This window comes from Streptomyces sclerotialus (assembly GCF_040907265.1).
In the GTDB taxonomy this organism is placed as follows: Bacteria; Actinomycetota; Actinomycetes; order Streptomycetales; family Streptomycetaceae; genus Streptomyces; species Streptomyces sclerotialus.
Window position 1 is genome coordinate 1,515,223 of record NZ_JBFOHP010000002.1, and the last position, 20,616, is coordinate 1,535,838.

Genomic DNA, 20,616 nt, shown 5'->3' on the forward strand with positions numbered 1-20,616 from the left:
CGTATGGGTCACGGGCGGCCGCCCGGGGTGCTCACCGTCCCCCGGACGGGTCTGCCTAGACTGGGCCGACCAGTGGACCGCATCCGAGGAGCCAGCCGTATGACCGCCGTTCACCCGTCGGCCCGTACCGCGGGCCGGCAGCGCGACGCGGCGCGGACCCGGGCGGAGATCCTGAAGGTCGCGACGGAGGAGTTCGCGCGACTGGGGTACACCGGCGCCCGGGTGGACGAGATCGCGGCCCGCATCCACACCACGAAGCGGATGATCTATTACTACTTCGGCGGTAAGGAGCAGCTGTTCACGGCCGTGCTGGAGCACGCGTACGCCGGCATCCGGCAGCAGGAACAGCAGCTGGACGTCGAGCACCTGGATCCCGCGGCGGCCATCCGGCGGCTGGCCGAGCTGACCTTCGACCACCACGAGGCGCACCCGGACTTCATCCGCCTGGTGAGCATCGAGAACATCCACGAGGCGGAGCACATCACGGCCTCGGAGACGATCGGCCGGCTCAACTCGCCCGCCATCGAGGTGATCGGCCGGATCCTGGCGGAGGGCCGTGCGCAGGGCGTGTTCACGGCGGACGTGGACGCGGTCGACCTGCACGCGATGATCAGCTCGTTCTGCTTCTTCCGGGTCTCCAACCGGCACACCTTCGGCGCGCTCTTCGATCGCGACCTGACGGCGGCGGACCGCCGGGACCACTACCGCACGATGCTCGGCGACATGGTGCTCGGTTATCTGACGGGGCCCGCGGCGGGCTGAGCCGCGCGGTCGCGCACGGGCGGGAATTGTTTCCGCGAGATGTCTTGACAGTGACCTGTGGGCAGTTCACGATCGCTGCACCCCCACAACTAACTATCTAGTACGTTAACTCGCCGCCACCCGCCCCTCACGCCGGTGGCCCTCCCCCCGTGGAGCAGGCATGTCCGCTCTCTCGTCCGAGGCCGGGGCCCCGCCCCCCGCCCGGCCCCGCAAAGCCGCCGTCGCCGCCTGGATCGGCAGCGCGCTGGAGTACTACGACTTCTTCATCTACGGCAGCGCCGCCGCGCTGGTCTTCCCCAAGGTCTTCTTCGACCCGTCCGACCCGGCGACCGCGACGCTGATCTCGCTGGCGACGTTCGGTGTGGCCTACGCGGCCCGCCCGATCGGCGCGCTCTTCCTCGGCCACTACGGTGACCGGCTCGGCCGCCGCAAGATCATGGTCTTCACCCTGATGCTGATGGGCCTGTCGACCTTCCTGATCGGCTGCCTGCCGACGTACGCGCAGGTCGGGACCGCCGCCCCGGCCCTGCTGGTGCTGATGCGCGTACTCCAGGGCCTCTCCGCCGCCGGCGAGCAGGCCAGCGCCAATTCGATGACGCTGGAACACGCGCCGGAGGACCGGCGCGGGTACTACACGAGCTTCGCGCTCAACGGCACCCAGGCCGGCCAGATCCTCGCCACCCTGATCTTCATCCCGGTGGCCGCGCTCCCCGACGAGCAGCTCTACACCTGGGGCTGGCGGGTGCCGTTCCTGCTCAGCGTGGCCGTCACGGTCGTCGGCTACGTCATCCGCCGCAAGCTGTCGGAGACCCCGGTCTTCGAGCAGGCGGCGGCCGAGAACGCGGTGGCCCGGCTGCCGCTGGCCGACCTGCTGCGGCACCACTGGGCGGACGTGCTGCGAGTGATCGCGGCGGCCCTGATCGCCACCGTCTCCACGGTCTTCTCGGTCTGGGCCCTGGCGTACGCCACCGGTGACGCGGTCGGGCTGGACAAGTCGGCGATGCTCTGGGTGGGCGCACTGGCCAACGTGGTCGCGCTGGGCGCGATCCCGCTGTGGGCGAAGCTCTCGGACCGGATCGGCCGCAAGCCGGTCTTCCTGACCGGCTCGCTGGGCTCCGCCGTGATGATCTTCATCTACCTGTGGGCGGTCTCCACCGGCAGCTACCCGCTGGTCCTCGTCACCGGCATCCTCTTCTTCGGCGTGCTCTACAGCGCGGCCAACGGCATCTGGCCGTCCTTCTACGGCGAGATGTTCCCGACCCGGGTGCGGCTGTCGGGCATGGCGATCGGTACGCAGATCGGCTTCGCGGTGGCCGGCTTCGCGGTGAGCCTCGCCGAGCGGATCGCCGGACCGGGCGGTGACAACTGGCTGGGCGTCGCCGCGTTCACCGCCGGGACCTGCGTGGTCTGCTCCCTCGCCGTGCTGACGGGCCGGGAGACGTACCGGGTGCCGACCGCACTGCTCGGCGAGAAGCCGGGCGCGGCCCAGGACCGCGACCTGGCCGGCGCGGCCTCCCGCTGACCGCCGCCCCGCCTCGGGGGCCGCGGGTCCCTGTCACCCGCGGCCCTCTGCCATGATAATTAACTAACCAGTTCGTACACTGTGCACCACCAGGGAGTCGCGTTGTCCACGCCCTCGTATCTCACCGGCCTGATCGGCTCCGGCATCGGCCCCTCGCTGAGCCCGGCCCTGCACGAGCGGGAGGCCGACCGGCACGGCCTGCGACTGCTCTACCGGACGCTCGACCTCGACACGCTGGGCGTGCCCGCCGAGGCGGTCGGCGAACTGATCCGCGCCGCCCGTACGCTCGGCTTCGACGGTCTCAACATCACGCACCCCTGCAAGCAGCTCGTGATCCCGCACCTGGACGAGCTGTCGCCCGGCGCCGCCGAGCTGGGCGCGGTCAACACCGTCGTCTTCCGGGGCGGCCGGGCGGTCGGCCACAACACCGACGTCACCGGCTTCACCCAGTCCTTCGCGCGCGGCCTGCCCGGCGCGGCGACCCGGCAGGTCGTCCAGCTCGGCGCGGGCGGCGCGGGCTCCGCCGTCGCCCACGCCATGCTCTCGCTCGGCACCGACCGCCTCGTCCTCGTCGACACCGACGCGGCACGGGCCGGGGCGCTGGCCGACGCGCTGAACGCCCGCTTCGGTGCCGGGCGCGCCATTGGCGCCACCCCCGACGAGCTGGCCGCCGTACTGGCCGGCGCCGACGGCCTGGTGCACGCCACGCCCACCGGCATGGCCGCCCACCCGGGCCTGCCGCTCCCCGCCGATCTGCTCCGTCCGGGTCTGTGGGTCGCGGAGGTCGTCTACCGTCCGCTGGAGACCGAACTGCTGCGTACTGCACGGGAGCTGGGCTGCCGGACGCTGGACGGCGGCGGCATGGCCGTCTTCCAGGCCGCCGACGCCTTCCGGCTCTTCACCGGCCGGGAGCCGCACGCCGAAGAGATGCTCGCCGACCTCGCCGACCTGGTCGGCGCGGCAGCGGTCTGAGGAGGCCCTGATGCGCAAGTCCATCGCCACGGTGTCGCTGAGCGGCTCGCTCTCCGAGAAGCTGAGCGCCGTCGCAGCGGCCGGGTTCGACGGCGTCGAGATCTTCGAGAACGATCTGCTGGCCAGTCCGCTGAGCCCCGAGGAGATCCGGCTGCGCGCCGCCGACCTCGGCCTGTCCATCGATCTCTACCAGCCGTTCCGGGACGCCGAGGCGGTGCCGGAGGAGGTCTTCGCACGCAACCTGCGGCGTGCGGAGCGGAAGTTCGCCGTCATGGAGCGGCTGGGCGCCGACACGATGCTGGTGTGCTCCAGCGTCTCGCCGGACGCCGTCGACGACGACGCGCTCGCGGCGCGCCAGCTGCGCGCACTCGCCGAGCGCGCGCACGAACACGGCATCCGCCTCGCGTACGAGGCGCTGGCCTGGGGGCGGCACGTCAACACGTACGACCACGCCTGGCGCATCGTCGAGCAGGCCGGCCATCCCGCGCTCGGCACCTGCCTGGACAGCTTCCACATCCTCTCCCGCGGCTCCGACCCCCAGGGCATCGAGGACATCCCCGGCGAGAAGATCTTCTTCCTCCAGCTGGCCGACGCGCCGAAGCTGGCGATGGACGTGCTGCAGTGGAGCCGGCACTACCGCTGCTTCCCCGGCCAGGGCGGCTTCGACCTCGCCGGGCTGCTCGGCCACGTGCTGCGGGCCGGGTACGCCGGGCCGCTCTCGCTGGAGATCTTCAACGATGTCTTCCGGCAGGCGGACGCGGGCCGTACGGCCGTCGACGCGATGCGCTCGCTGATCGCCCTGGAGGAGGCGGCCGGGCTCAGCAGTCTGCCCGCGCCCGTCGTCCCCGAAGGCGTCGCCTTCGCCGAGCTCGCCGCCGCCGACACCGAGCCGCTGCGCTGCCTGCTCGGCTCGCTCGGCTTCGCCCGCGCCGGACGGCACACCGGCGGCAAGCCGGTGGAGCTGTGGCAGCAGGGCGAGGCGCGGGTGCTGCTGAACACCGTCAGCGGCGCCCGCCGCGAGGGCCCGGGGCTGGTCGCGCTCGGCCTGGAGAGCCCGGAGCCGGACGCGGCCGTGCGCCGCGCCGAGTCGCTGCGGGCGCCGGTCGTGCCCCGCCGCCGCGCGCCTGGTGACGTACCACTGGACGCGGTGGCCGCGCCGGACGACACCGAGCTGTTCTTCTGCCGTACGGACCGGGACGACCACCCCAGCTGGACGGCGGACTTCGGGTCCCCGGCGGCCCCGGACGGCGGCGCGGCCGGGATCACCCGGATCGACCACGTCGCGCTCACCCAGCCCTGGCACCACTTCGACGAGGCGGCCCTCTTCTACGCGAGCGTGCTGGGGCTGCGGCCGAACGAGAGCCTGGACCTCGCCGATCCGTACGGTCTCTTCCGCAGCCGCGCCGTCGCCAACGCGGCGGGCACCCTGCGGATCGCCCTGAACGTCGCCCCCGTCCCGGGCGAGCAGGAGGTCAGGCCGCAGCACATCGCGCTGGCCACCGACGACCTCCTCGCGACCGCGCGCCGGGTGCGGGAGAACGGCGCGGGCCTGCTGCCCATCCCGGAGAACTACTACGACGACCTCGACGCGCGGTACGACCTCGCCCCGGAGACCCTGACGGCCTTCCGCGAGCTCGGCGTCCTCTACGAACGGGACGCGGACGGCGGGGAGTTCCTGCACTGCTACACCGTCACCGTCGGCCGGGTCTTCTTCGAACTCGTGGAGCGGCGGGGCGGCTACGAGGGGTACGGCGCGGCCAACGCCACGGTGCGGCTGGCGGCACAGCACACGGCCGACGCGGGGAGCCGGCCGGTGCGGTAGCGGGTCAGGCGGCCGCGGCGGTCAGGGCGGTCTCCGCCGCCGCGGCGAACCGTTCGAAGCTGCGGACGAACCGGTCGGCGTCCTCGGTCAGCGCCTCGGTGAGCATCGCATGGACGGCGGCGAGCGTCAGGGGGTTGCCGTGGGAGGTGCCGACCTGCTCGTAGGTGTGGTCGGCGATGCGGTCCATCAGCGCGCGGGTGGCGCCCACCGCGCCGCAAGGGACGCCGCCCGCCATGGCCTCGGCGAGGCAGACGATGTCCGGGGTGGTGCCGAAGAGTTCGGTGGCACCGCCCGGTGCGACCGCGAGGCCCGTCTTGACCTCGTCGTACGCGAGGTGGCGCCGTGCCGGAGGAGCAGTGCTCTCAGCTCGGCGTGGTGGCCGTCGGGCGGGACGATCAGGCCGATGTTCATCATGACCGGCTCGCTCGTGGGCGTGCCACGGCCAAGTCCCCCATTCCGTAGGAAAGTTACGGTAGCTTTTCTACGGAGCCAGCGGCGCCGACGGAGGGGGCAGCAGCACCATGCCCGGAGTCACCAAGAAGGCCCGGCGGAGCCGCCGTTCACCGGCGGAGACCCGGGCCCTGATGCTGGAGGCCGGGGTGGAGCTGGTGCGCCGGCACGCCGCCGACGCCTCCGACCAGGCACTCGCCGGACCCCTGGCACACATCAAGGTCACCGAGGTGGCCCGGCTCGCCACCGAGATCGCCGCGGACCGCCGGCCAGGTGTCGGCCCCGCGCAGCCGATCACCACCGGCGCGATCTACCCCCTGTGGCCCACCCAGGCCGATTACCAGGCGGACCTGATGTTCCACCTGCTCGGCCCGGACGCGTACCCGGAGGACCGGGACGCGGTGGCCGAACTGCTGACGCTCGCGGACACCACGGCACCGGTCGAGGCCATCCTCACCACGTTCGCCGCCGGCTGTCTCGAACGCGCCCGCGCCAACCCCCTCACCTACGTCCACCTGACCTTCTACGTGCTCGGCGAGCACCCCGAGGTGCGCGCAGCGGCCCACGGGGGCTACCGCCGGCTGGGCATCGGTTACGCCGCGGCGACGGAACGGCTGCTGGCCCGCGAGGGCCGCCGGACGGCGGCCGGACGCACCGTCGCCGACTTCGTCGTCGCCCTGCTCGCCGCCCTGGAGGGCTTCTGCCTGCGCGCCCGGGTCGACCCCGGCACTCCCCCGCCGGACGACCCGGCGCCGCGCGCCCCGCTCCCCGACCTGCTCGGCGCCACCCTGGTCGCGCTCTGGAACTCCTTCACGGAGCCGGACCCGGCGGTCAGCACGGTACGGTCCGGGTGACGCTCCGCCTCAGGCCCGGCCGAGGACGCAGAACTCGTGGCCCTCCGGGTCGGCCAGGACCTGCCACGAGACGTCGCCCTGACCTACGTCGGCGAGCGTCGCGCCGAGGGCTTCAAGCCGGGCCACCTCCGCCGCCTGACCGTCAACGGGCTGGGGCAGCAGGTCGAGATGGATACGGTGCCGGGTGTTCAGGTGGGGCGTGCGGCGGAACTCCAGATATGGGCCGACGCCCTTGGCGGAGCGCAGCAGCGCACGGTCGTCGGTCACCTGGTGCAGCGTCCAGTCCATCGCCTCGCCCCAGAACCGGGCCATGGCCCTCGGGTCCGCGCAGTCGACGACCACCGCGGCGATCGGTCCGGTGTCCCGGTAGATCTCCCGAGGCTCCAGGACGCAGAACTCGTTGCCCTCCGGGTCGGCCAGCACCGTCCACGGAAGGTCGCCTCGGCCCCCGTCGGCGGGCGTAGCGCCGAGCTCCTTCAGGCGCGCGACCAACTCCGCGTGATGGGCCGCGGAAGTGGTGGCGAGTTCGATGTGCGCGTGGTACTCCACCGTTTCGGGGTCCGGGACGGTGACGACATCGATGCAGACGGCGGAGGGGTCCGGCCACGCGAAACCCACGGGCTCGACGTTGGTCACACCGGGTGCCTCGCTGGAGACGCCCCAGCCGAGCGCCTCCGCCCAGAACCGGCCCAGCGCCGAGTCGTCGCCGGCTTTGAAATTCACCTGAACAAGTTGCAGCGCCATGCCGCGAACCCTACACCCAGGGGTCGAACTGACATACGAGATCGCCGAATTCGGGAGGGCGGCCGGAAGAAGATCCCGATCCCCGCCGTGCCGGACCCCACTGGCTTTCAACGGCCTTATGCCATAGGGAAGTTCACAGGAGTTCCCCAGCTTTCCTCAGTACCTTGAGCCCCATGACAGAAGAGAGCACACCTCGTCTCAGCCGTCGCCGGTTACTTGCCGCGGGCGGCGCCGGTATCGCCGTCGCGGGCCTCGGCGGGGCCGCCCTGTCCGGCAGCGCGTCGGCCGAGGAGCCCGCCACCACGGATTGCCTGCGGCTCACCAAGGAGTCCATCGAGGGCCCGTACTACCTCGACTACGACAAGTACCGCTCCGACGTCACCGAGGGGAAGCCGGGCGTCCCGCTGACGCTCCGCATCCGCGTCATCGACTCCGTGCACTGCCGCCCCCTCTCCCGGGTCGCCGTCGACATCTGGCACTGCGACGCGCTCGGCGTCTACTCCAGCTACGAGGAACAGTCCTCCGGCGGCGGTGGCACCCCGACGCCGCCCACCGGCACCCCGACCGCCGTGCCCACCGGCCCGCCGCCCGGCGGTGGCGGCGGGCACGCCGAGCCGGACAGCGACACGACCTACCTGCGCGGCTTCCAGATGACCGACCGGGCCGGCTGGGTCACCTTCCGTACGGTCTTCCCCGGCTGGTACCGGGGCCGGGCCGTGCACATCCACACCAAGGTGCACGTCGACGGCACGTTCACGCACGGCAAGTACGAGGGCGGCACCGACTGCCACACCGGCCAGCTGTACTTCCCCGAGCCGGCCATCCAGGCCGTCGCACGGCTGGACCCGTACGCCACCAACACCACCGAGCGCACCACCAACGCCGAGGACATGCTCTACACGGGCGACACCGCGGCCGACGGGATGCTCGCGCTGCGGTACGACGAGCGGCGGGTGGGCCGCGGCGTGCACGCGGCGATCACCCTCGGCGTCGACCCGGACGCCGTCAACGACGGCCGGGACGGCTTCCCGGCGCCGACAAGCACTCCGGCCGCCTAGCGGTCAGCTGCCACCTGGCCCGCCCCCTGGGTGCTCTCGTCCACCTCCACCGCGGTGGAGCGGCGGTTCCAGGCCCGGGGGGCGCGCCAGTGGTAGCGCAGCGCGAGCAGCCGGACCGCGAAGGCCACGACGGCGGCGAGCGCGCTGGTCGTGGGGTTCAGGGTCTGGAAGCGGATGCACAGGGCGACGATGGCCGCGCCGACGATGGCGGGCACGGCGTAGAGGTCGCGGTCCCAGCGGACGAGGGAGGGCACCTCGTTGGCGATGATGTCGCGCAGCACGCCGCCGCCGACGGCCGTGGCCATGCCCAGGGTGGCGGAAGCGGTGAGGCCCAGCCCGTACTCGTACGCCTTGGTGGTGCCCGCGACGCAGAAGAGGCCGAGGCCGGCCGCGTCGAAGACGTTCACCCCGGTCTGGATCCGCTGGACCTGGGGGTGCAGGAAGAAGACGAGGACCGCCGCGACCAGCGGGGTCACGAAGTAGCCGAGGTCGGTGAAGGCGGCCGGCGGCACGGCCCCGATGATCAGGTCGCGGAACAGCCCGCCGCCCAGCGCGGTCACCTCGGCGAGCACGGCGATGCCGAAGATGTCGAAGTTCTTGCGTACGGCGAGCAGCGCGCCGGAGATCGCGAAGACGAAGATGCCGATGAGGTCGAGCGTGTGCTGGACGGTGGGCGTGAAGAGTTGCTGGAGCACACGGCATTCTTACGTGCGGACGGCGACGTGGGCCGTGACGTTCCGCACTGCGGGCCGGCCGCGCCGCCGGGGCGCGGCCCGCGGCCGGCACGCGGTCAGCTGATCTGGCGGCGGACCAGCTCGTGGAAGAGGCCGCCGGTGTCGGCGAGCAGGTCGGCCGGGGTGCCCTGCTGGGCGACCTTGCCGTCCGCCATGACGATCACCCGGTCGGCATCCATGACCGTGGAGAGCCGGTGGGCGATGACGACACGGGTGGCGTTCAGTTTGCGGGTGCTCTCGGTGACCACCCGCTGCGTCTCGTTGTCCAGCGCGCTGGTGGCCTCGTCGAAGAAGAGGATGCGCGGCCGCCGGATCAGCGCCTGGGCGATCATCAGGCGCTGCCGCTGCCCGCCGGAGATCGAGCCGCCGCCGTCGGAGAGCATGGTGTGCATGCCCATCGGCATCCGTTTGATGTCCTCGGCCAGGCCCGCCATCTCCGCGGCCGCCCAGGCCTCCTCCTGCGTGAACATCTCGGCGCCGCAGATGCAGTCCAGGATCGAACCGTTGAAGGGCTGCGCGTTCTGGAGCACCACGCCGCACTGGCGGCGTACCGCGGCCTGGTCCAGCGCCGCCAGGTCCTGCCCGTCGTACAGGACGCTGCCGGCGGCCGGCCGGTCGAAGCCGATGAGGAGGCGGAGCAGGGTGGACTTGCCGCAGCCGCTCGCGCCGACCACGGCGACGAACTCGCCGGGCCGTACCTGGAAGGACACGTCGTCCAGGACCAGCGGCCCGTCGTCGGAGTACCGGAAGGACAGGCCGCGGGCCTCCAGCGCGCCGGTGAGGGTACCGGGCTGGGTGGAGCCGCCGCGTACCTCGGGCCGCTCGTCGAGCACCGGCTTGATCTGCTCGAACATCGGCAGCACGGCGGCGGCCTGGAGGAACGCGCCGGTCAGCTGGGTCACCGACGTCAGCATCATCGTCACGGCGGTGTTGAAGGTGAGGAACGCGGCGGCCGACAGCACGCCACGGGCCGGGCCCGCGAGCAGCATGAACATCACCAGGGTGCACAGCGGCAGGTAGACCGCGTTGAGCGTGGTGGTGAGGTTCTTGATCCGGCCGACCTTCTGCTGGAGCTCCCGGCTGCGCGCGAACTCTCCGGCCCACGCCCCGTAGGCGAAGCTCTCGGCTGCCGCGACGCGCAGCTTCGGCAGTCCCCGCAGGGTCTGGAAGGCCTGGTTGTTGAGCTTGTTGTTCAGCTCGATGAGGCGGCGCTGGTAGCGCAGCTGCCACAGTCCGAGGAGCAGGAAGACCGCGGCGATGCAGAGCAGCATGGCGATCGCGACGACGGCCAGCTTCACGCTGTAGACCAGCAGCAGGACGAGGTTCATGGTGCCGACCGTGCCGGCCTGTACGGCGATCGAGCCGATGCCGGACAGGATGCGGCGGATGCCGCTGATGCCCATGGCGGCGCTGGCCAGCTCGCCGGTGGAGCGCGCGCTGAAGAACCGGGTGGGCAGCCGCAGCAGCCGGTCCCAGACGGCCGGCTGGAGGGTGGACTCGATGCGTCCTTCGATGCGCAGGATGGAGGTGTTCTCCAGCAGCATGAAGACGGCGGAGACCAGGCTGGTGACGATCAGCGCGATCGTCGTCTGGACGATGAGGCCGCGCTCGGCGTTGGGCACGTACTCGCCCAGCACCTTGCCGGTGGCGATCGGCACCAGCGCCCCCAGCACCACGGCCACCAGCCCGCCGAGGACGAGGTTGCGCAGGTCCAGGCGGGTGCCGCGCATGGCGAAGCGGGCCAGCCGCAGCGGGCCCATCGGGCGGTCGGGCAGCGGCGGGTAGAGCATGACGCCGCGGGGCTCGATCGCCGCTGCGGTCCCGGCATCGAGGCGGGTGCGCCCGCCGTCCGCCTCGACCGCTTCGTAGCGGCCGCGGCGCCACAGGAGCGCGACGGGTTCGCCGGTCCCGGACCGGTGGCCGACGAGCGGGCCGCTGTTCTCGCGCCACCACCGGCCGTCGAGCTTGACGACGCGGGTACGGATGCGGGAGCTGACGGCGATCCGCTCGACGGGGCTCAGCCGGTCGTTCGCCGTACCGCCCTCCTTGGGCGAGGTGAGCGTGATGCCGGCGGCGTCGGCGACCCGGCGGCAGACGGCGAGGGTGGCGTCGTCGGTCGCGCCGGTGCGCGCGCTGCCGCGGCCCCGCGTGCCGATGGAGGAGATCAGGGTCCGGTCGGCCTGGGAGCGGGCGGCCTCGCCCGCCTCGATGCCGGCCGCCGTGCGGTCCTCGTGGGCGCGCTCCAGCCGCTCGATCCAGCGGTCCAGGGCCGACAGCAGCCGGTACTGCTGGTCGACCATCCGCTGCCACATCGTGCCGTCGATGAGCAGGTCGGCGGCGGCCTCGGCGCTGTAGTGGGCGCCGTACTGGAGGCTGCCCGGCTCGACCGGCATCCACAGGATGTTCTCGTCGGCCGTGCCCTGCGGGTCGGGGGCCGCAGCCGCCTCGGGGGTCTCGTACTCGCCGTCGAGGGGCGCTTCGAACAGCACCCGCTGGCTGCGGCCGACCCCGCGCGCGAAGGCGTCCTCCAGCGGGCTGAGCGTGCCGTCGTACGCGGGGTCACCGGGGTACGGGGCCTGCCCGACGTACCGGCCGTACGCGTCGTACTCCGCGTAGCCGCCGTACTCGGGCCGGAAGAGTTCGCGCAGCTGGATACGGCGGACCGCGCAGCCCTGGAGCGGCCGGGCGACGAGGGTGTGCTGCGGGCCCTCGACGGGGCCGAGCAGGAGGGTGCCGGGGGCCAGCCGGCCGAGGAAGTACCAGTGGCCCTGCTGGGCGGCGTCGACCGCGAAGAGGTCCATGGCGCCGGCGGTGACCAGCCAGAGGACGTGCGGGCCTTCGAGCGGGAGGTTGCGCAGGCCCGTGAGGTCGGCCTCGGTGCCGAGTCCGCCGAGGGCGTGCAGCACGCTGTCGTCGGCGGCCGTGCCGGTGGCCGCGGGATGAGGGGTCGTCACCTCAGGACTCCTTGACCAGTTCCGCGTAGGCGCCCTGGGCGGCGACCAGGTCCTCGTGCCGCCCGCGCTCGACGACCGTGCCGTGGTCCAGGACCACGATCTCGTCGCTGTCGCGCACGGTGCTCAGCCGGTGCGCGATGACGACGCAGGCGCAGCCCAGGCGCCGCAGGTTGTCCATGATGAGCTGTTCGGTCTCCGCGTCCAGGGCGCTGGTGACCTCGTCCAGGACGAGGATGGAGGGGCGCCGGACCAGGGCCCGGGCGATCTCCAGGCGCTGCCGCTGACCGCCGGAGAAGTTGCGTCCGTCCTGCTCGACGCGGCTGTGGATGCCGCCGGGGCGGCGGGCGACCACGTCGTAGGCCGCGGCGTTCTTCAGCGCCTCGATCACGGCCTCGTCGGGGATCGAGGGGTCCCACAGCGCGACGTTGTCCCGGACGGTGCCCTCGAAGAGGAAGACGTCCTGGTCGACGAAGGACACCGAGGAGGCCAGCGCACCGCGGGAGATGTCCTCCAGCCGCTGCCCGTCGATGTGGATGGTGCCCTCCCACGGCCGGTACAGGCCGGAGATGAGGCGGGAGACGGTGGACTTGCCGCTGCCGGAGCCGCCGACGAGGGCGACCTGCTGCCCGGGGCCGACGGTCAGCGAGAAGTCGGTGAGCAGCGGCTTGTCCAGCGGGCTGTAGCCGAAGGTGATGTTCGTCAGCTCCACGTGGCCCTTGAGGCGGCGGGTGCTGGCGACCGGCTCGGGACGGGTGTAGAGGGAGTCGACGGGGAAGGACTCGACGTCCTTCAGTCGGGCCACGTCGGCGGCGAAGTCCTGGATGCGGCCCGCCATGCCGTTGAGCCGGGTGATGGGCGCGGTGAAGTTGGTGACCAGCGCCTGGAAGGCGACGAGGAGACCCACCGACATATGGCCTTCGACGGCGCGCAGCCCGCCGATGAGCAGGATGCAGGCGCTGTTGAGGGCGGCGAGGGTGGGCGCGACGACGGCGAGCCAGGCGGTGGGCACACCGAGCCGCTGCTGCCCGTCCAGGGTGACGGCGTGCTGCCCGGCCCAGCGGCGGAAGTAGCCGTTCTCGCCGCCGGTGGCCTTCATCGTCTCGATGAGCTGGAGGCCGCTGTAGGAGGTGTTGGTCAGCCGGGCGGTGTCGGCGCGCAGCTTCTGGGTGCCGGTGGCGCGCAGCCGTACGACGATGCGCATCGCTGCGACGTTGAGCAGCGCGACGGCCACGCCGATGAGGGTGAGCTGCGGGTCGTACGACCACAGCAGGAAGGCGTAGAGGATGACGACGACGGCGTCCACGCCGGCCGCCGCCAGGTCGCGGGCGAGGGTCTCGGCGACGGTGTCGTTGGACTGCAGGCGCTGGACGAGGTCGGCGGGGTTGCGTTGCGCGAAGAAGGTGACCGGCAGCCGGAGCAGATGGCGCAGGAAGCGGGCGCTGCTCAGGGTGGAGGAGATGATGCGGCCGCGCAGCAGGTTCGCCTGTTGCAGCGCGGTGAGCGCGGCAGTCAGGACGAGGGTGGTGCCCATCGACGCGAAGAGCACCCCGAGCAGCGACGTCTGGTCGCCGATCAGGAACATGTCGATGTACGTACGGCTCAGCGCGGGCACCGTCGCACCGACCACGACCAGCAGGAAGCTGGCGAGGACGGCGGCGAGCATGGTGCCGGAGGTACCGCGCAGCCGGGGCGGCAGCGCGCCGAGGACGCCCGGCTTGCGGCCACCCTTGCGGAAGTCCTCGCCGGGCTCGAAGGTCAGCACGACGCCGGTGAAGCTGGTGTCGAAGTCCTCGGCGGGCACGAAGCGGCGGCCCCGGTCGGGGTCGTTGATGAACGCGCCCCTGCGGCCGAGGCGGCGCCCCATGCCCTCGAAGACGACGTAGTGGTTGAACTCCCAGAAGAGGATGGCCGGGGCCCGCACCTCGGCGAGCGCGGCCGGCTCCATCTGCATGCCCTTGGCCTTCAGGCCGTAGGAGCGGGCGGCCTTGAGGAGGTTGGAGGCGCGGGAACCGTCGCGGGAGACACCGCAGGCGATGCGCAGCTCCTCCAGCGGGACGTGCCGGCCGTAGTGGGCGAGGACCATGGAGAGCGAGGCGGCGCCGCACTCCACGGCCTCCATCTGAAGGACGGTGGGGGTACGGACGGTACGGCCCGTGCCCTTGGCGGGCGTGGGGTCGGTACGGCGCCGGGCCGGCTTGGCGTTCGGGCGGTGCCGGCCGCGGCCGCCGGGCGGCAGCGGGGGCGTCGCCGGTGCTTCGGGCTGCGCGGTCACGGGAGGAGCCAATCGATCGGACGCTGCGCGGTCAGGTGGACCGCACCGGTGACGGGCGTCATGGAGCCGATCGCGTTCGGCGGGCCGTCGGCGGTGGACCACCGGTAGCCGGACTTGGTGTCCGCGCGGTCCAGCTCGACCAGGACGGCGACGGGCTGGCCCTTCGCGGTGAACTGCTCGCCGAGTTCGCGGTCGCCGAGGAAGCCGGCGATCTGGCGGCTGCTCTGCGGCGCCCGGCCGACCGCCTTGACCTTGCCGCGCAGCACTCCGTACTGCTGCGTGGGCACGGACTGGACCGTGAGGTCGACGGTGGCGCCGACGGGGACGGTGGCGGCGCTGCGGCTGGGTACGTAGACCATCGCCACCAGCGGTTCACGGGCGCTGGTGACGCGCTCGACGCTCGCGACGTCGGCGCCGACGGTGACCACCGAACCGATCTTGCCGACCAGACTGGTGACGCGGCCCGCGGCGACGGCACGGACCGCGCGGTCGCCCTGTGCGGTGCGGACCTTCAGGACCGGCGCTCCGGCGCGCAGCGTCTGGCCTTCCTTGGCGAAGACCTGGGTGACCTGGCCGGCGACCGGGCTCTGCAGGACGTAGCTGCCCTGGGGGTGGGTGAGGATGCCGGGTGAGGTCAGTTTGGAGGACACGGACCCGGTGACCGCCCAGAAGGCGGCGACGGCCATCACGACGACGGTGACGGCGAGGACGAGGCCGCCCTGCGGCCGGGCGTAGCGCACGGGCAGGTCGAGCTCTTCAGGCGACTGGAGCTTGGCCAGCGCCTTTTGCCGGAACTGCACGGAACTTTTCCCTCGACTGCTTTTGTCTCATTCGATGCCGAAGCGTGCGCCCAGGGGCAGCGCGCTCAGAAAGGCGACCCAATGGGACACGCGCGACATGGCGCACCAATGAGCATGAAAATGCCCGCCGTTCGGGCATGCCAAGGCATGACCGTAACACAGGCGGAAAAGCCCGCACGTGACGGGAGAATACCGGCCGATGGCATCCGTGCGCCCCGGAGCAATTACTCCGGGGCGCACGGGGACCTACGGATACGGACATGTACCCATAGGTCGAGTCAAGCCTGCGGCGATGACACCGACAGCGACTGCGGGACTCAGAGGCCCGCGACGACGCCGTTCACGTTGACGCCGGTGGCCTGCTGCACGGTGCCGGTCACGGTGCCGAGCACGTTGCCGACGGTGCCGCCGGTCACGCCGTCGACGGTGCCGACGACGGAGTCGGCGACGGGGCCGACGACGCCGAGGCCACCGGCGATGTTGTCCAGCTCGGCGTCGGCGATCTCAGCGGTCTCGACCTGGGGGGTGAAGTCCATGAGGGGAATCCCTTCAATTGCTGTGGGTCATACTCGAATAACACGGAGGTCGTCGGCAGAACATAACCGGGCAGCCATACCGGGCATTAACCGAACGGAAACCGGGGGGCATTCGCCGGACCCTCGCGTCGAAATGATCCAAGCATGCCAACTGGCAACGCGGCCAACTCGCTTGCAGCGGTCACTCGGCATATTTCACCGTCACCGGACGATCGCGTGCAGTTTTGTGCACGCATTGGTGACGACTCCTTCACAACGTCCATTGCGTGCGACGGAGCGGCCGCGCACGCACGCCGGACCCATTCGGACATACCCGCGCCAAGCCCCGGACGTCCGGGCACGGCTGCGCACGGACGGACACACGCTGTGCCGCCGATGCGCGGGCGATGTGCAGATTCTTTGAAAACGGTCTGCGCGGCTCAACCCCGGGCGGGTGACGGCGCCCGCGGGGATGCGTACATACGTTCACACCCCGGGCGTCAGGACACCGAGACCCCGCCGGGCAGCGCGGCGCGCCAGCCCCGCAGCGTCTCCAGCACCCGTTCCAGCTCGCCGACGATCCGGTCCAGCTCGCCGGCGGTGCGCGCGTCGCAGGAGTACGGCATGCGCCCCTCCGCCTCGATCACGCCCACCTCGACCACCGGGGAGGTCCGGCCCGACGTGCCTTCTTCGCACATGATGTGAAAGAGGAGCTGCGGGAAGCTCCGCTCCGGCTGTGCCGAAATGTTCCAGCTGACCGGTTCCGCCAGATGCATGATGCCCTCCCGGCCGCCGGCCTCGGCCGCGGTGTGCACACGGCGGCACCACACCGGGCACACCACGGGCCGTACGGCCAATGTCACGGGATCCAACATGTCGTCCGTCATGTGCACATTATCCGGCGGAACCGCCGATCCCGCTCTTGTGCGGCACCCGCTCGGGTGCCAGGCACTTCACCGGCGTCATTCTCAGGTATCGAGCACCGCACATGCGGTACGAGGCGCCCCGCCGGGCCACGTGCGTGACCGTTCCCGATGCCTTGTCCGCGATCCCCCGGTCCACGCTCAGCAGAGCGATGTCACCGGCGTCGTGAACGCGCCGCGGACGTACGGAGATCGTCCTCGCCGCCCGTCTCGCCCTCTCCGACAAGGTGCTCAGTGACCGGCCGCGCCGGCTCGTCGTGTCAGGCGTGGTCGAGCAGGAGCGCACCGCGGGCGGCCGTCCACCGTCGGACAACCGGCTCACCGCGCACGGCCGGCGGCCGGGCCCCGTACCGCAGGCGCTGTGGACCGGGGCGCCGCCGCACCGGTCCGGCCCGCCGGACCGTCCTGGCCGGCCGGGGGCAGGGCACCGGCCGGCCAGGACGGGGCGCCGGTCGGCCGGGGACGAGGCGCCGGCCGGGGACGAGGCGCCGGTCTTCCGGCTGGTCAGCCGGAGGCCCGTACGACCAGGCGCGGGGCGAGGCGGACGGCGCGGCTCGGGGGCGCTTCCCCCGGTGGTGTGCCGTCGTCCGAGCGGTCGGCGAGCAACCGGGCGGCCTCCGCCGCCAGTTCGGTGACGGGCTGGCGGACCGTGGTGAGCGCCGGGTCGGCCAGGCCCGCGAGGGGCACGTCGTCGAAGCCGGTGACCGCGACCTCGCCGGGCACGTCGGCGCCCAGTTGGCGCAGCCGCTGGAGCGCGCCGACCGCGATGAGGTCGTTGGCGCAGACGACGGCGTCCGGGCGGGACGGCCAGATCCGGTCGATCGCCTCGCGCCCGAACGCCACGGAGAAATCGCCGAGTTCGACCCGCCCGGGGGCCGACGGGCCGAAGGCGGCGGCGCCCGCCTCGTACGCCGCGCGCCGCTCGGCCGCGGTCGACGTCGTACCGGCCGCGCCCACGAACCACGGGCGGCGGCGGCCCGCGGCCGCCAGGTGGTCCAGTACCAGCGCCATGCCGGCCGCGTTGTCCACCGCGACCGAATCGGCGACACCCGGTCCGCAGCCACGGTCCAGCAGCACCACCGGCACCCGCCGTGCGGCGTCCGCCACCGCCTCCCGGCTGCGCCGCTCGTCGACCGGTATCAGCAGCAGCGCGTCCACCTGCCGGTCCAGGAACTCCGCGATCCGGGCCGCCTCGGTCGCCGGGTCGTCGTCGCAGTCGGCGAGCAGGACGGCCCGGCCCGCCGCGTGCAGCGCGTGCTCCAGCTCGCGCACGAGCGCGGGGAAGAAGGGATTGGTGATCTGCGGCAGGACCAGGCCGACCGTGCCCGTCGCGCGGCGGCGCAGCGCGCGGGCGACGTGGTTGGGGCGGTAGCCGAGGCGCTCGGCGGCTTCCCGTACGGTGCGGGCGGTCTCGGTGCCGACGGGGCGGGTCCCGGCGAGCACGCGGGAGACGGTGGCGACGGAGCAGCCCGAGGCGCGGGCGACGTCCTTGAGGGTGACTTCGGCCACGGTCGTGCCCTTCGCTCGGCTCGGCTGCGCCGCCCGCACCGGCGTACCCTGCGGAAACGGCGGGCAAACGTTATCACCGGGTGGTCGCCCGACTCTGTGGGATGAATCATTGACAAGCGCCCCGGTATGCGGGTGAACTCTTCGCGGCACGTTGGAGAACGATTTCCCATCTCCTCTCCCGAAGGCCACCGCACCACCGTTCAACAGGGCAAAGGGGCTCATCCGTTGGCCAGAAAGATCATCCTCGACTGCGACCCGGGGCACGACGACGCGATCGCCATGCTGCTGGCCCACGGCAACCCCGACATCGAGCTGGTCGCCGTGACCACCGTCGTCGGCAACCAGACGCTGGAGAAGGTCACCCGTAACGCGCTGTCCGTGGCGCGGATCGCGGGCATCACCGACGTGCCCTTCGCCGCCGGCTGCCCGCGCCCTCTCGTACGGAACATCGAGACCGCCGGTGACATCCACGGCGAGACCGGCCTGGACGGGCCGGTGCTCCCCGACCCCACGTGCGTCCTGGATGAGCGGCACGCCGTGGACCTCATCATCGACACCGTCATGTCCCACGAGCCGGGCGAGATCACCATCGTCCCGACCGCGGGCCTGACCAACATCGCGCTGGCCGCCCGCAAGGAGCCGCGCATCGTCGAGCGGGTCCGCGAGGTCGTCCTGATGGGCGGCGGCTACCACGAGGGCAACTGGAGCGCGGTCGCCGAGTTCAACATCGTCATCGACCCCGAGGCCGCGCACATCGTCTTCAACGCGGGCTGGCCGGTCACCATGGTCGGCCTGGACCTCACCCACCAGGCGCTCGCGACGCCCGAGGTGGCCGAGCGGATCGCCGCGCTGGGCACCGGGCCCGGCAAGTTCGTCGGGGAGCTGCTGGAGTTCTTCGGCACCGCCTACCGCGATCACCAGGGCTTCGAGTCGCCGCCGGTGCACGACCCGTGCGCCGTCGCGTACGTGATCGACCCGGACGTGATGACCGTGCGCCGGGCCCCGGTCGACATCGAGCTGACCGGCACCCTGACCAAGGGCATGACCGTGACGGACTTCCGCGCCCCCGCGCCCGCCGACTGCAGGACCCAGGTCGCGGTGAAGCTGGACCACGGCCGCTTCTGGGACCTCGTCGTGGACGCCCTGGAGCGGATCGGCGACCCGGAGCTGATCGGCGAGAACCCGCAGAAGCCTGGGGACGTCCTCGCATGAACGCATCCACCACGTCGGGGCCGCCCCCCGGCGGCCTGACCGAGAGACCCGCCGTACGGGTCGGCGTCCTGCTCACCGCGCTGCTGGCGGCGTGCTTCGCCTTCCAGCTCAACGCGTCCATGCTGAGCCCCGCGCTGAAGAGCATCGAGGACAGCCTCGGTGCCACCTCGGCGGAGGTCGGCCTCACCCAGACCGCGTTCTTCACCTCGGCCGCGCTCTTCTCGCTGTTCCTGCCGCGGCTCGGTGACGTCATCGGCCGCCGCAAGGTGCTGGCCGGGATGATGGCGCTGATGGTGATCGGCTGTGTCATCGCGGCGCTGGCGACGAGCGTGCCGATGCTCTTCGTGGGCCGGGTCATCCAGGGCGTGAGCGGTCCGACCGTACCGCTGTGCCTGATCATGCTGCGGGTGGAGGTGCCCGAGCCGAAGAAGTACGGCACCCTGCTCGGCGTGATCACCGCGGTCAACGGCGGCATCGCGGGCGTGGACTCGCTCGCCGGCGGCTACCTCGCCGACCACTACGGCTTCGGCGCGGTCTTCTGGGCGATGGCGGTCGTCGCGGCGGTCGCCGCCGCGCTGGTGGCCACCCTCACCCGGGAGTCCACCGCGCCCGTGAAGAGCCGGATGGACTGGCCCGGTGTGCTGCTCCTCGTCATCTCGGTCGGCACCCTGCTGACGGCGTTCAACGAGGCGGGCAAGCTGGCCGCCGCGAACTGGCCGCTGATCGCCGTGCTCGTCGTGATCGCCGCGATCGCCTTCGCGCTGTTCTGGCGTACGGAGAGCCGCAGCGGCCACCCGCTGGTCGCCACCCACCACCTCAAGCAGCGCTCGACCTGGGCCCTGCTGCTGACCACCGTGCTCACCATGACCGGCGTCTTCGCCGTCATGAACGGGCTGATCCCGGCACTCGCGCAGGACGCCCACGCGGGCCTGGGCATGTCGGCCGAGGCGTCGGCCTGGTGGACGCTGACGCCGTACGCGCTCGCGGGGCTGGCGATGGGGCCGGTGGCGGGCCGGCTCTCCGCGACGTTCGGGTACGGGCGCATTCTGCGGTTCGGGCTCGTCGGTACGGTGGTGACGATCGTGCTGATGATCGTCACCAGCGGCAGTCACTCCCGGGTGCTGCTCCTGCTGATGTCCGTCCTGGTGGGCATCGCGTACGCGGGCGTGGCCAACATCGTCCTCAACGGCCTGGGCATCGTGCTCTCGCCACGCGAGAACCCCGGCTTCCTGCCGGGGCTGAACGCGGGTGCGTTCAACCTGGGGGCCGGCCTCAGCTTCGCGGTCCTGTACGCGGTCAAGACCGCCGTGGTTCCGGCCGATCCGGCGTCGACGACGGGCTACACCGCGGCGATGATCGCGGGTGTCGTCATCATCGCGGCGGCGTTCGCGGCGTCGTTCCTCATCCCGAAGCCGGTGTCCGCCGAGGCGGACGGACAGCCGGCGTAGCCGCCGTAGGGGTGCGGGGAACCGCCCCGGTCACGCGCCGTCGTGGCTGGGCGCGCAGTTCCCCG

Annotated in this window: 16 protein-coding genes and 1 pseudogene; 8 read left to right on the plus strand and 9 right to left on the minus strand. The window is 72.1% G+C overall.

Going from position 1 to position 20,616, the window contains the following annotated elements:
* The first annotated feature begins 99 nt into the window (after positions 1–99).
* The 4 genes from AAC944_RS06705 (at position 100) to AAC944_RS06720 (ending at position 5,078) form a co-directional block, all read left to right on the plus strand.
* On the plus strand, positions 100–762 hold the full coding sequence (locus AAC944_RS06705) for a TetR/AcrR family transcriptional regulator (protein WP_030610929.1): 663 nt from the start codon (positions 100–102) through the stop codon (positions 760–762).
* A gap of 160 nt (positions 763–922) precedes the next feature.
* Positions 923–2,284: an MFS transporter gene (locus AAC944_RS06710; RefSeq protein ID WP_030610925.1), complete on the plus strand. Its 1,362-nt coding sequence runs from the start codon at positions 923–925 to the stop codon at positions 2,282–2,284.
* Between the two features lie 102 nt (positions 2,285–2,386).
* On the plus strand, positions 2,387–3,256 hold the full coding sequence (locus tag AAC944_RS06715) for a shikimate dehydrogenase (protein WP_030610922.1): 870 nt from the start codon (positions 2,387–2,389) through the stop codon (positions 3,254–3,256).
* Positions 3,257–3,266: 10 nt separating this feature from the next.
* Positions 3,267–5,078 carry a bifunctional sugar phosphate isomerase/epimerase/4-hydroxyphenylpyruvate dioxygenase family protein gene (locus AAC944_RS06720; protein WP_030610921.1) on the plus strand — a complete coding sequence of 604 codons (1,812 nt, stop codon included), beginning with the start codon at positions 3,267–3,269 and terminating at the stop codon, positions 5,076–5,078.
* 4 nt (positions 5,079–5,082) lie between these two features.
* On the opposite strand, the pseudogene AAC944_RS06725 reads toward AAC944_RS06720, so the two are convergent.
* Positions 5,083–5,400: pseudogene (locus AAC944_RS06725) on the minus strand (aminotransferase class III-fold pyridoxal phosphate-dependent enzyme); the annotation flags it as partial.
* A gap of 199 nt (positions 5,401–5,599) precedes the next feature.
* On the opposite strand from AAC944_RS06725, the gene AAC944_RS06730 reads away from it, so the two are divergent.
* Positions 5,600–6,382, plus strand: coding sequence for a hypothetical protein (locus AAC944_RS06730; protein WP_030610915.1), 783 nt, complete (start codon positions 5,600–5,602; stop codon positions 6,380–6,382).
* A 9-nt stretch (positions 6,383–6,391) separates the two neighbouring features.
* Here AAC944_RS06730 and AAC944_RS06735 read toward each other — a convergent pair whose 3' ends face one another.
* Positions 6,392–7,126, minus strand: coding sequence for a VOC family protein (locus tag AAC944_RS06735; protein ID WP_030610912.1), 735 nt, complete (start codon positions 7,124–7,126; stop codon positions 6,392–6,394).
* 173 nt (positions 7,127–7,299) lie between these two features.
* On the opposite strand from AAC944_RS06735, the gene AAC944_RS06740 reads away from it, so the two are divergent.
* Positions 7,300–8,184: an intradiol ring-cleavage dioxygenase gene (locus AAC944_RS06740; RefSeq protein ID WP_030610909.1), complete on the plus strand. Its 885-nt coding sequence runs from the start codon at positions 7,300–7,302 to the stop codon at positions 8,182–8,184.
* Here AAC944_RS06740 and AAC944_RS06745 read toward each other — a convergent pair.
* From AAC944_RS06745 to AAC944_RS06775, 7 genes are all read right to left on the minus strand, one after another.
* Complete coding sequence (locus tag AAC944_RS06745) at positions 8,181–8,879, minus strand: trimeric intracellular cation channel family protein (protein ID WP_030610903.1); 699 nt, start codon at positions 8,877–8,879, stop codon at positions 8,181–8,183. The genes AAC944_RS06740 and AAC944_RS06745 overlap by 4 nt on opposite strands.
* Positions 8,880–8,974: 95 nt before the next feature.
* Entirely contained in the window at positions 8,975–11,872 is a 2,898-nt protein-coding gene (locus AAC944_RS06750; RefSeq protein WP_030610900.1) for an NHLP bacteriocin export ABC transporter permease/ATPase subunit, read from the minus strand.
* A gap of 1 nt (position 11,873) precedes the next feature.
* On the minus strand, positions 11,874–14,144 hold the full coding sequence (locus AAC944_RS06755; RefSeq protein WP_037771622.1) for an NHLP family bacteriocin export ABC transporter peptidase/permease/ATPase subunit: 2,271 nt from the start codon (positions 14,142–14,144) through the stop codon (positions 11,874–11,876).
* Complete coding sequence (locus AAC944_RS06760) at positions 14,141–14,944, minus strand: HlyD family efflux transporter periplasmic adaptor subunit (RefSeq protein ID WP_030610892.1); 804 nt, start codon at positions 14,942–14,944, stop codon at positions 14,141–14,143. Before AAC944_RS06760 ends, AAC944_RS06755 begins: the two co-directional genes overlap by 4 nt.
* A gap of 317 nt (positions 14,945–15,261) precedes the next feature.
* Positions 15,262–15,480: a hypothetical protein gene (locus AAC944_RS06765; RefSeq protein WP_030610889.1), complete on the minus strand. Its 219-nt coding sequence runs from the start codon at positions 15,478–15,480 to the stop codon at positions 15,262–15,264.
* 479 nt (positions 15,481–15,959) lie between these two features.
* Complete coding sequence (locus tag AAC944_RS06770; protein ID WP_030610887.1) at positions 15,960–16,346, minus strand: DUF6907 domain-containing protein; 387 nt, start codon at positions 16,344–16,346, stop codon at positions 15,960–15,962.
* Positions 16,347–16,886: 540 nt separating this feature from the next.
* The gene (locus AAC944_RS06775; RefSeq protein WP_030610885.1) at positions 16,887–17,891 is read right to left on the minus strand and encodes a LacI family DNA-binding transcriptional regulator; all 1,005 of its coding nucleotides are present in this window, start codon (positions 17,889–17,891) and stop codon (positions 16,887–16,889) included.
* A gap of 225 nt (positions 17,892–18,116) precedes the next feature.
* Between AAC944_RS06775 and uriH the strand changes: the two genes are divergently transcribed.
* Complete coding sequence (gene uriH / locus AAC944_RS06780) at positions 18,117–19,103, plus strand: uridine-preferring nucleoside hydrolase UriH (protein ID WP_030610882.1); 987 nt, start codon at positions 18,117–18,119, stop codon at positions 19,101–19,103.
* On the plus strand, positions 19,100–20,551 hold the full coding sequence (uriT, locus tag AAC944_RS06785; protein WP_030610879.1) for a uridine transporter UriT: 1,452 nt from the start codon (positions 19,100–19,102) through the stop codon (positions 20,549–20,551). Before uriH ends, uriT begins: the two co-directional genes overlap by 4 nt.
* Positions 20,552–20,616 lie beyond the last annotated feature (65 nt).

Excerpts from the sequence above, each read along its gene's own strand:
- AAC944_RS06705 (WP_030610929.1), top strand. The coding sequence starts at position 100 with ATGACCGCCGTTCACCCGTCGGCCCGTACCGCGGGCCGGCAGCGCGAC.
- AAC944_RS06710 (WP_030610925.1), top strand. The coding sequence starts at position 923 with ATGTCCGCTCTCTCGTCCGAGGCCGGGGCCCCGCCCCCCGCCCGGCCC.
- AAC944_RS06720 (WP_030610921.1), top strand. The coding sequence starts at position 3,267 with ATGCGCAAGTCCATCGCCACGGTGTCGCTGAGCGGCTCGCTCTCCGAG.
- AAC944_RS06730 (WP_030610915.1), top strand. The coding sequence starts at position 5,600 with ATGCCCGGAGTCACCAAGAAGGCCCGGCGGAGCCGCCGTTCACCGGCG.
- AAC944_RS06735 (WP_030610912.1), bottom strand. The coding sequence starts at position 7,126 with ATGGCGCTGCAACTTGTTCAGGTGAATTTCAAAGCCGGCGACGACTCG.
- AAC944_RS06740 (WP_030610909.1), top strand. The coding sequence starts at position 7,300 with ATGACAGAAGAGAGCACACCTCGTCTCAGCCGTCGCCGGTTACTTGCC.
- AAC944_RS06765 (WP_030610889.1), bottom strand. The coding sequence starts at position 15,480 with ATGGACTTCACCCCCCAGGTCGAGACCGCTGAGATCGCCGACGCCGAG.
- AAC944_RS06770 (WP_030610887.1), bottom strand. The coding sequence starts at position 16,346 with ATGACGGACGACATGTTGGATCCCGTGACATTGGCCGTACGGCCCGTG.
- uriT (WP_030610879.1), top strand. The coding sequence starts at position 19,100 with ATGAACGCATCCACCACGTCGGGGCCGCCCCCCGGCGGCCTGACCGAG.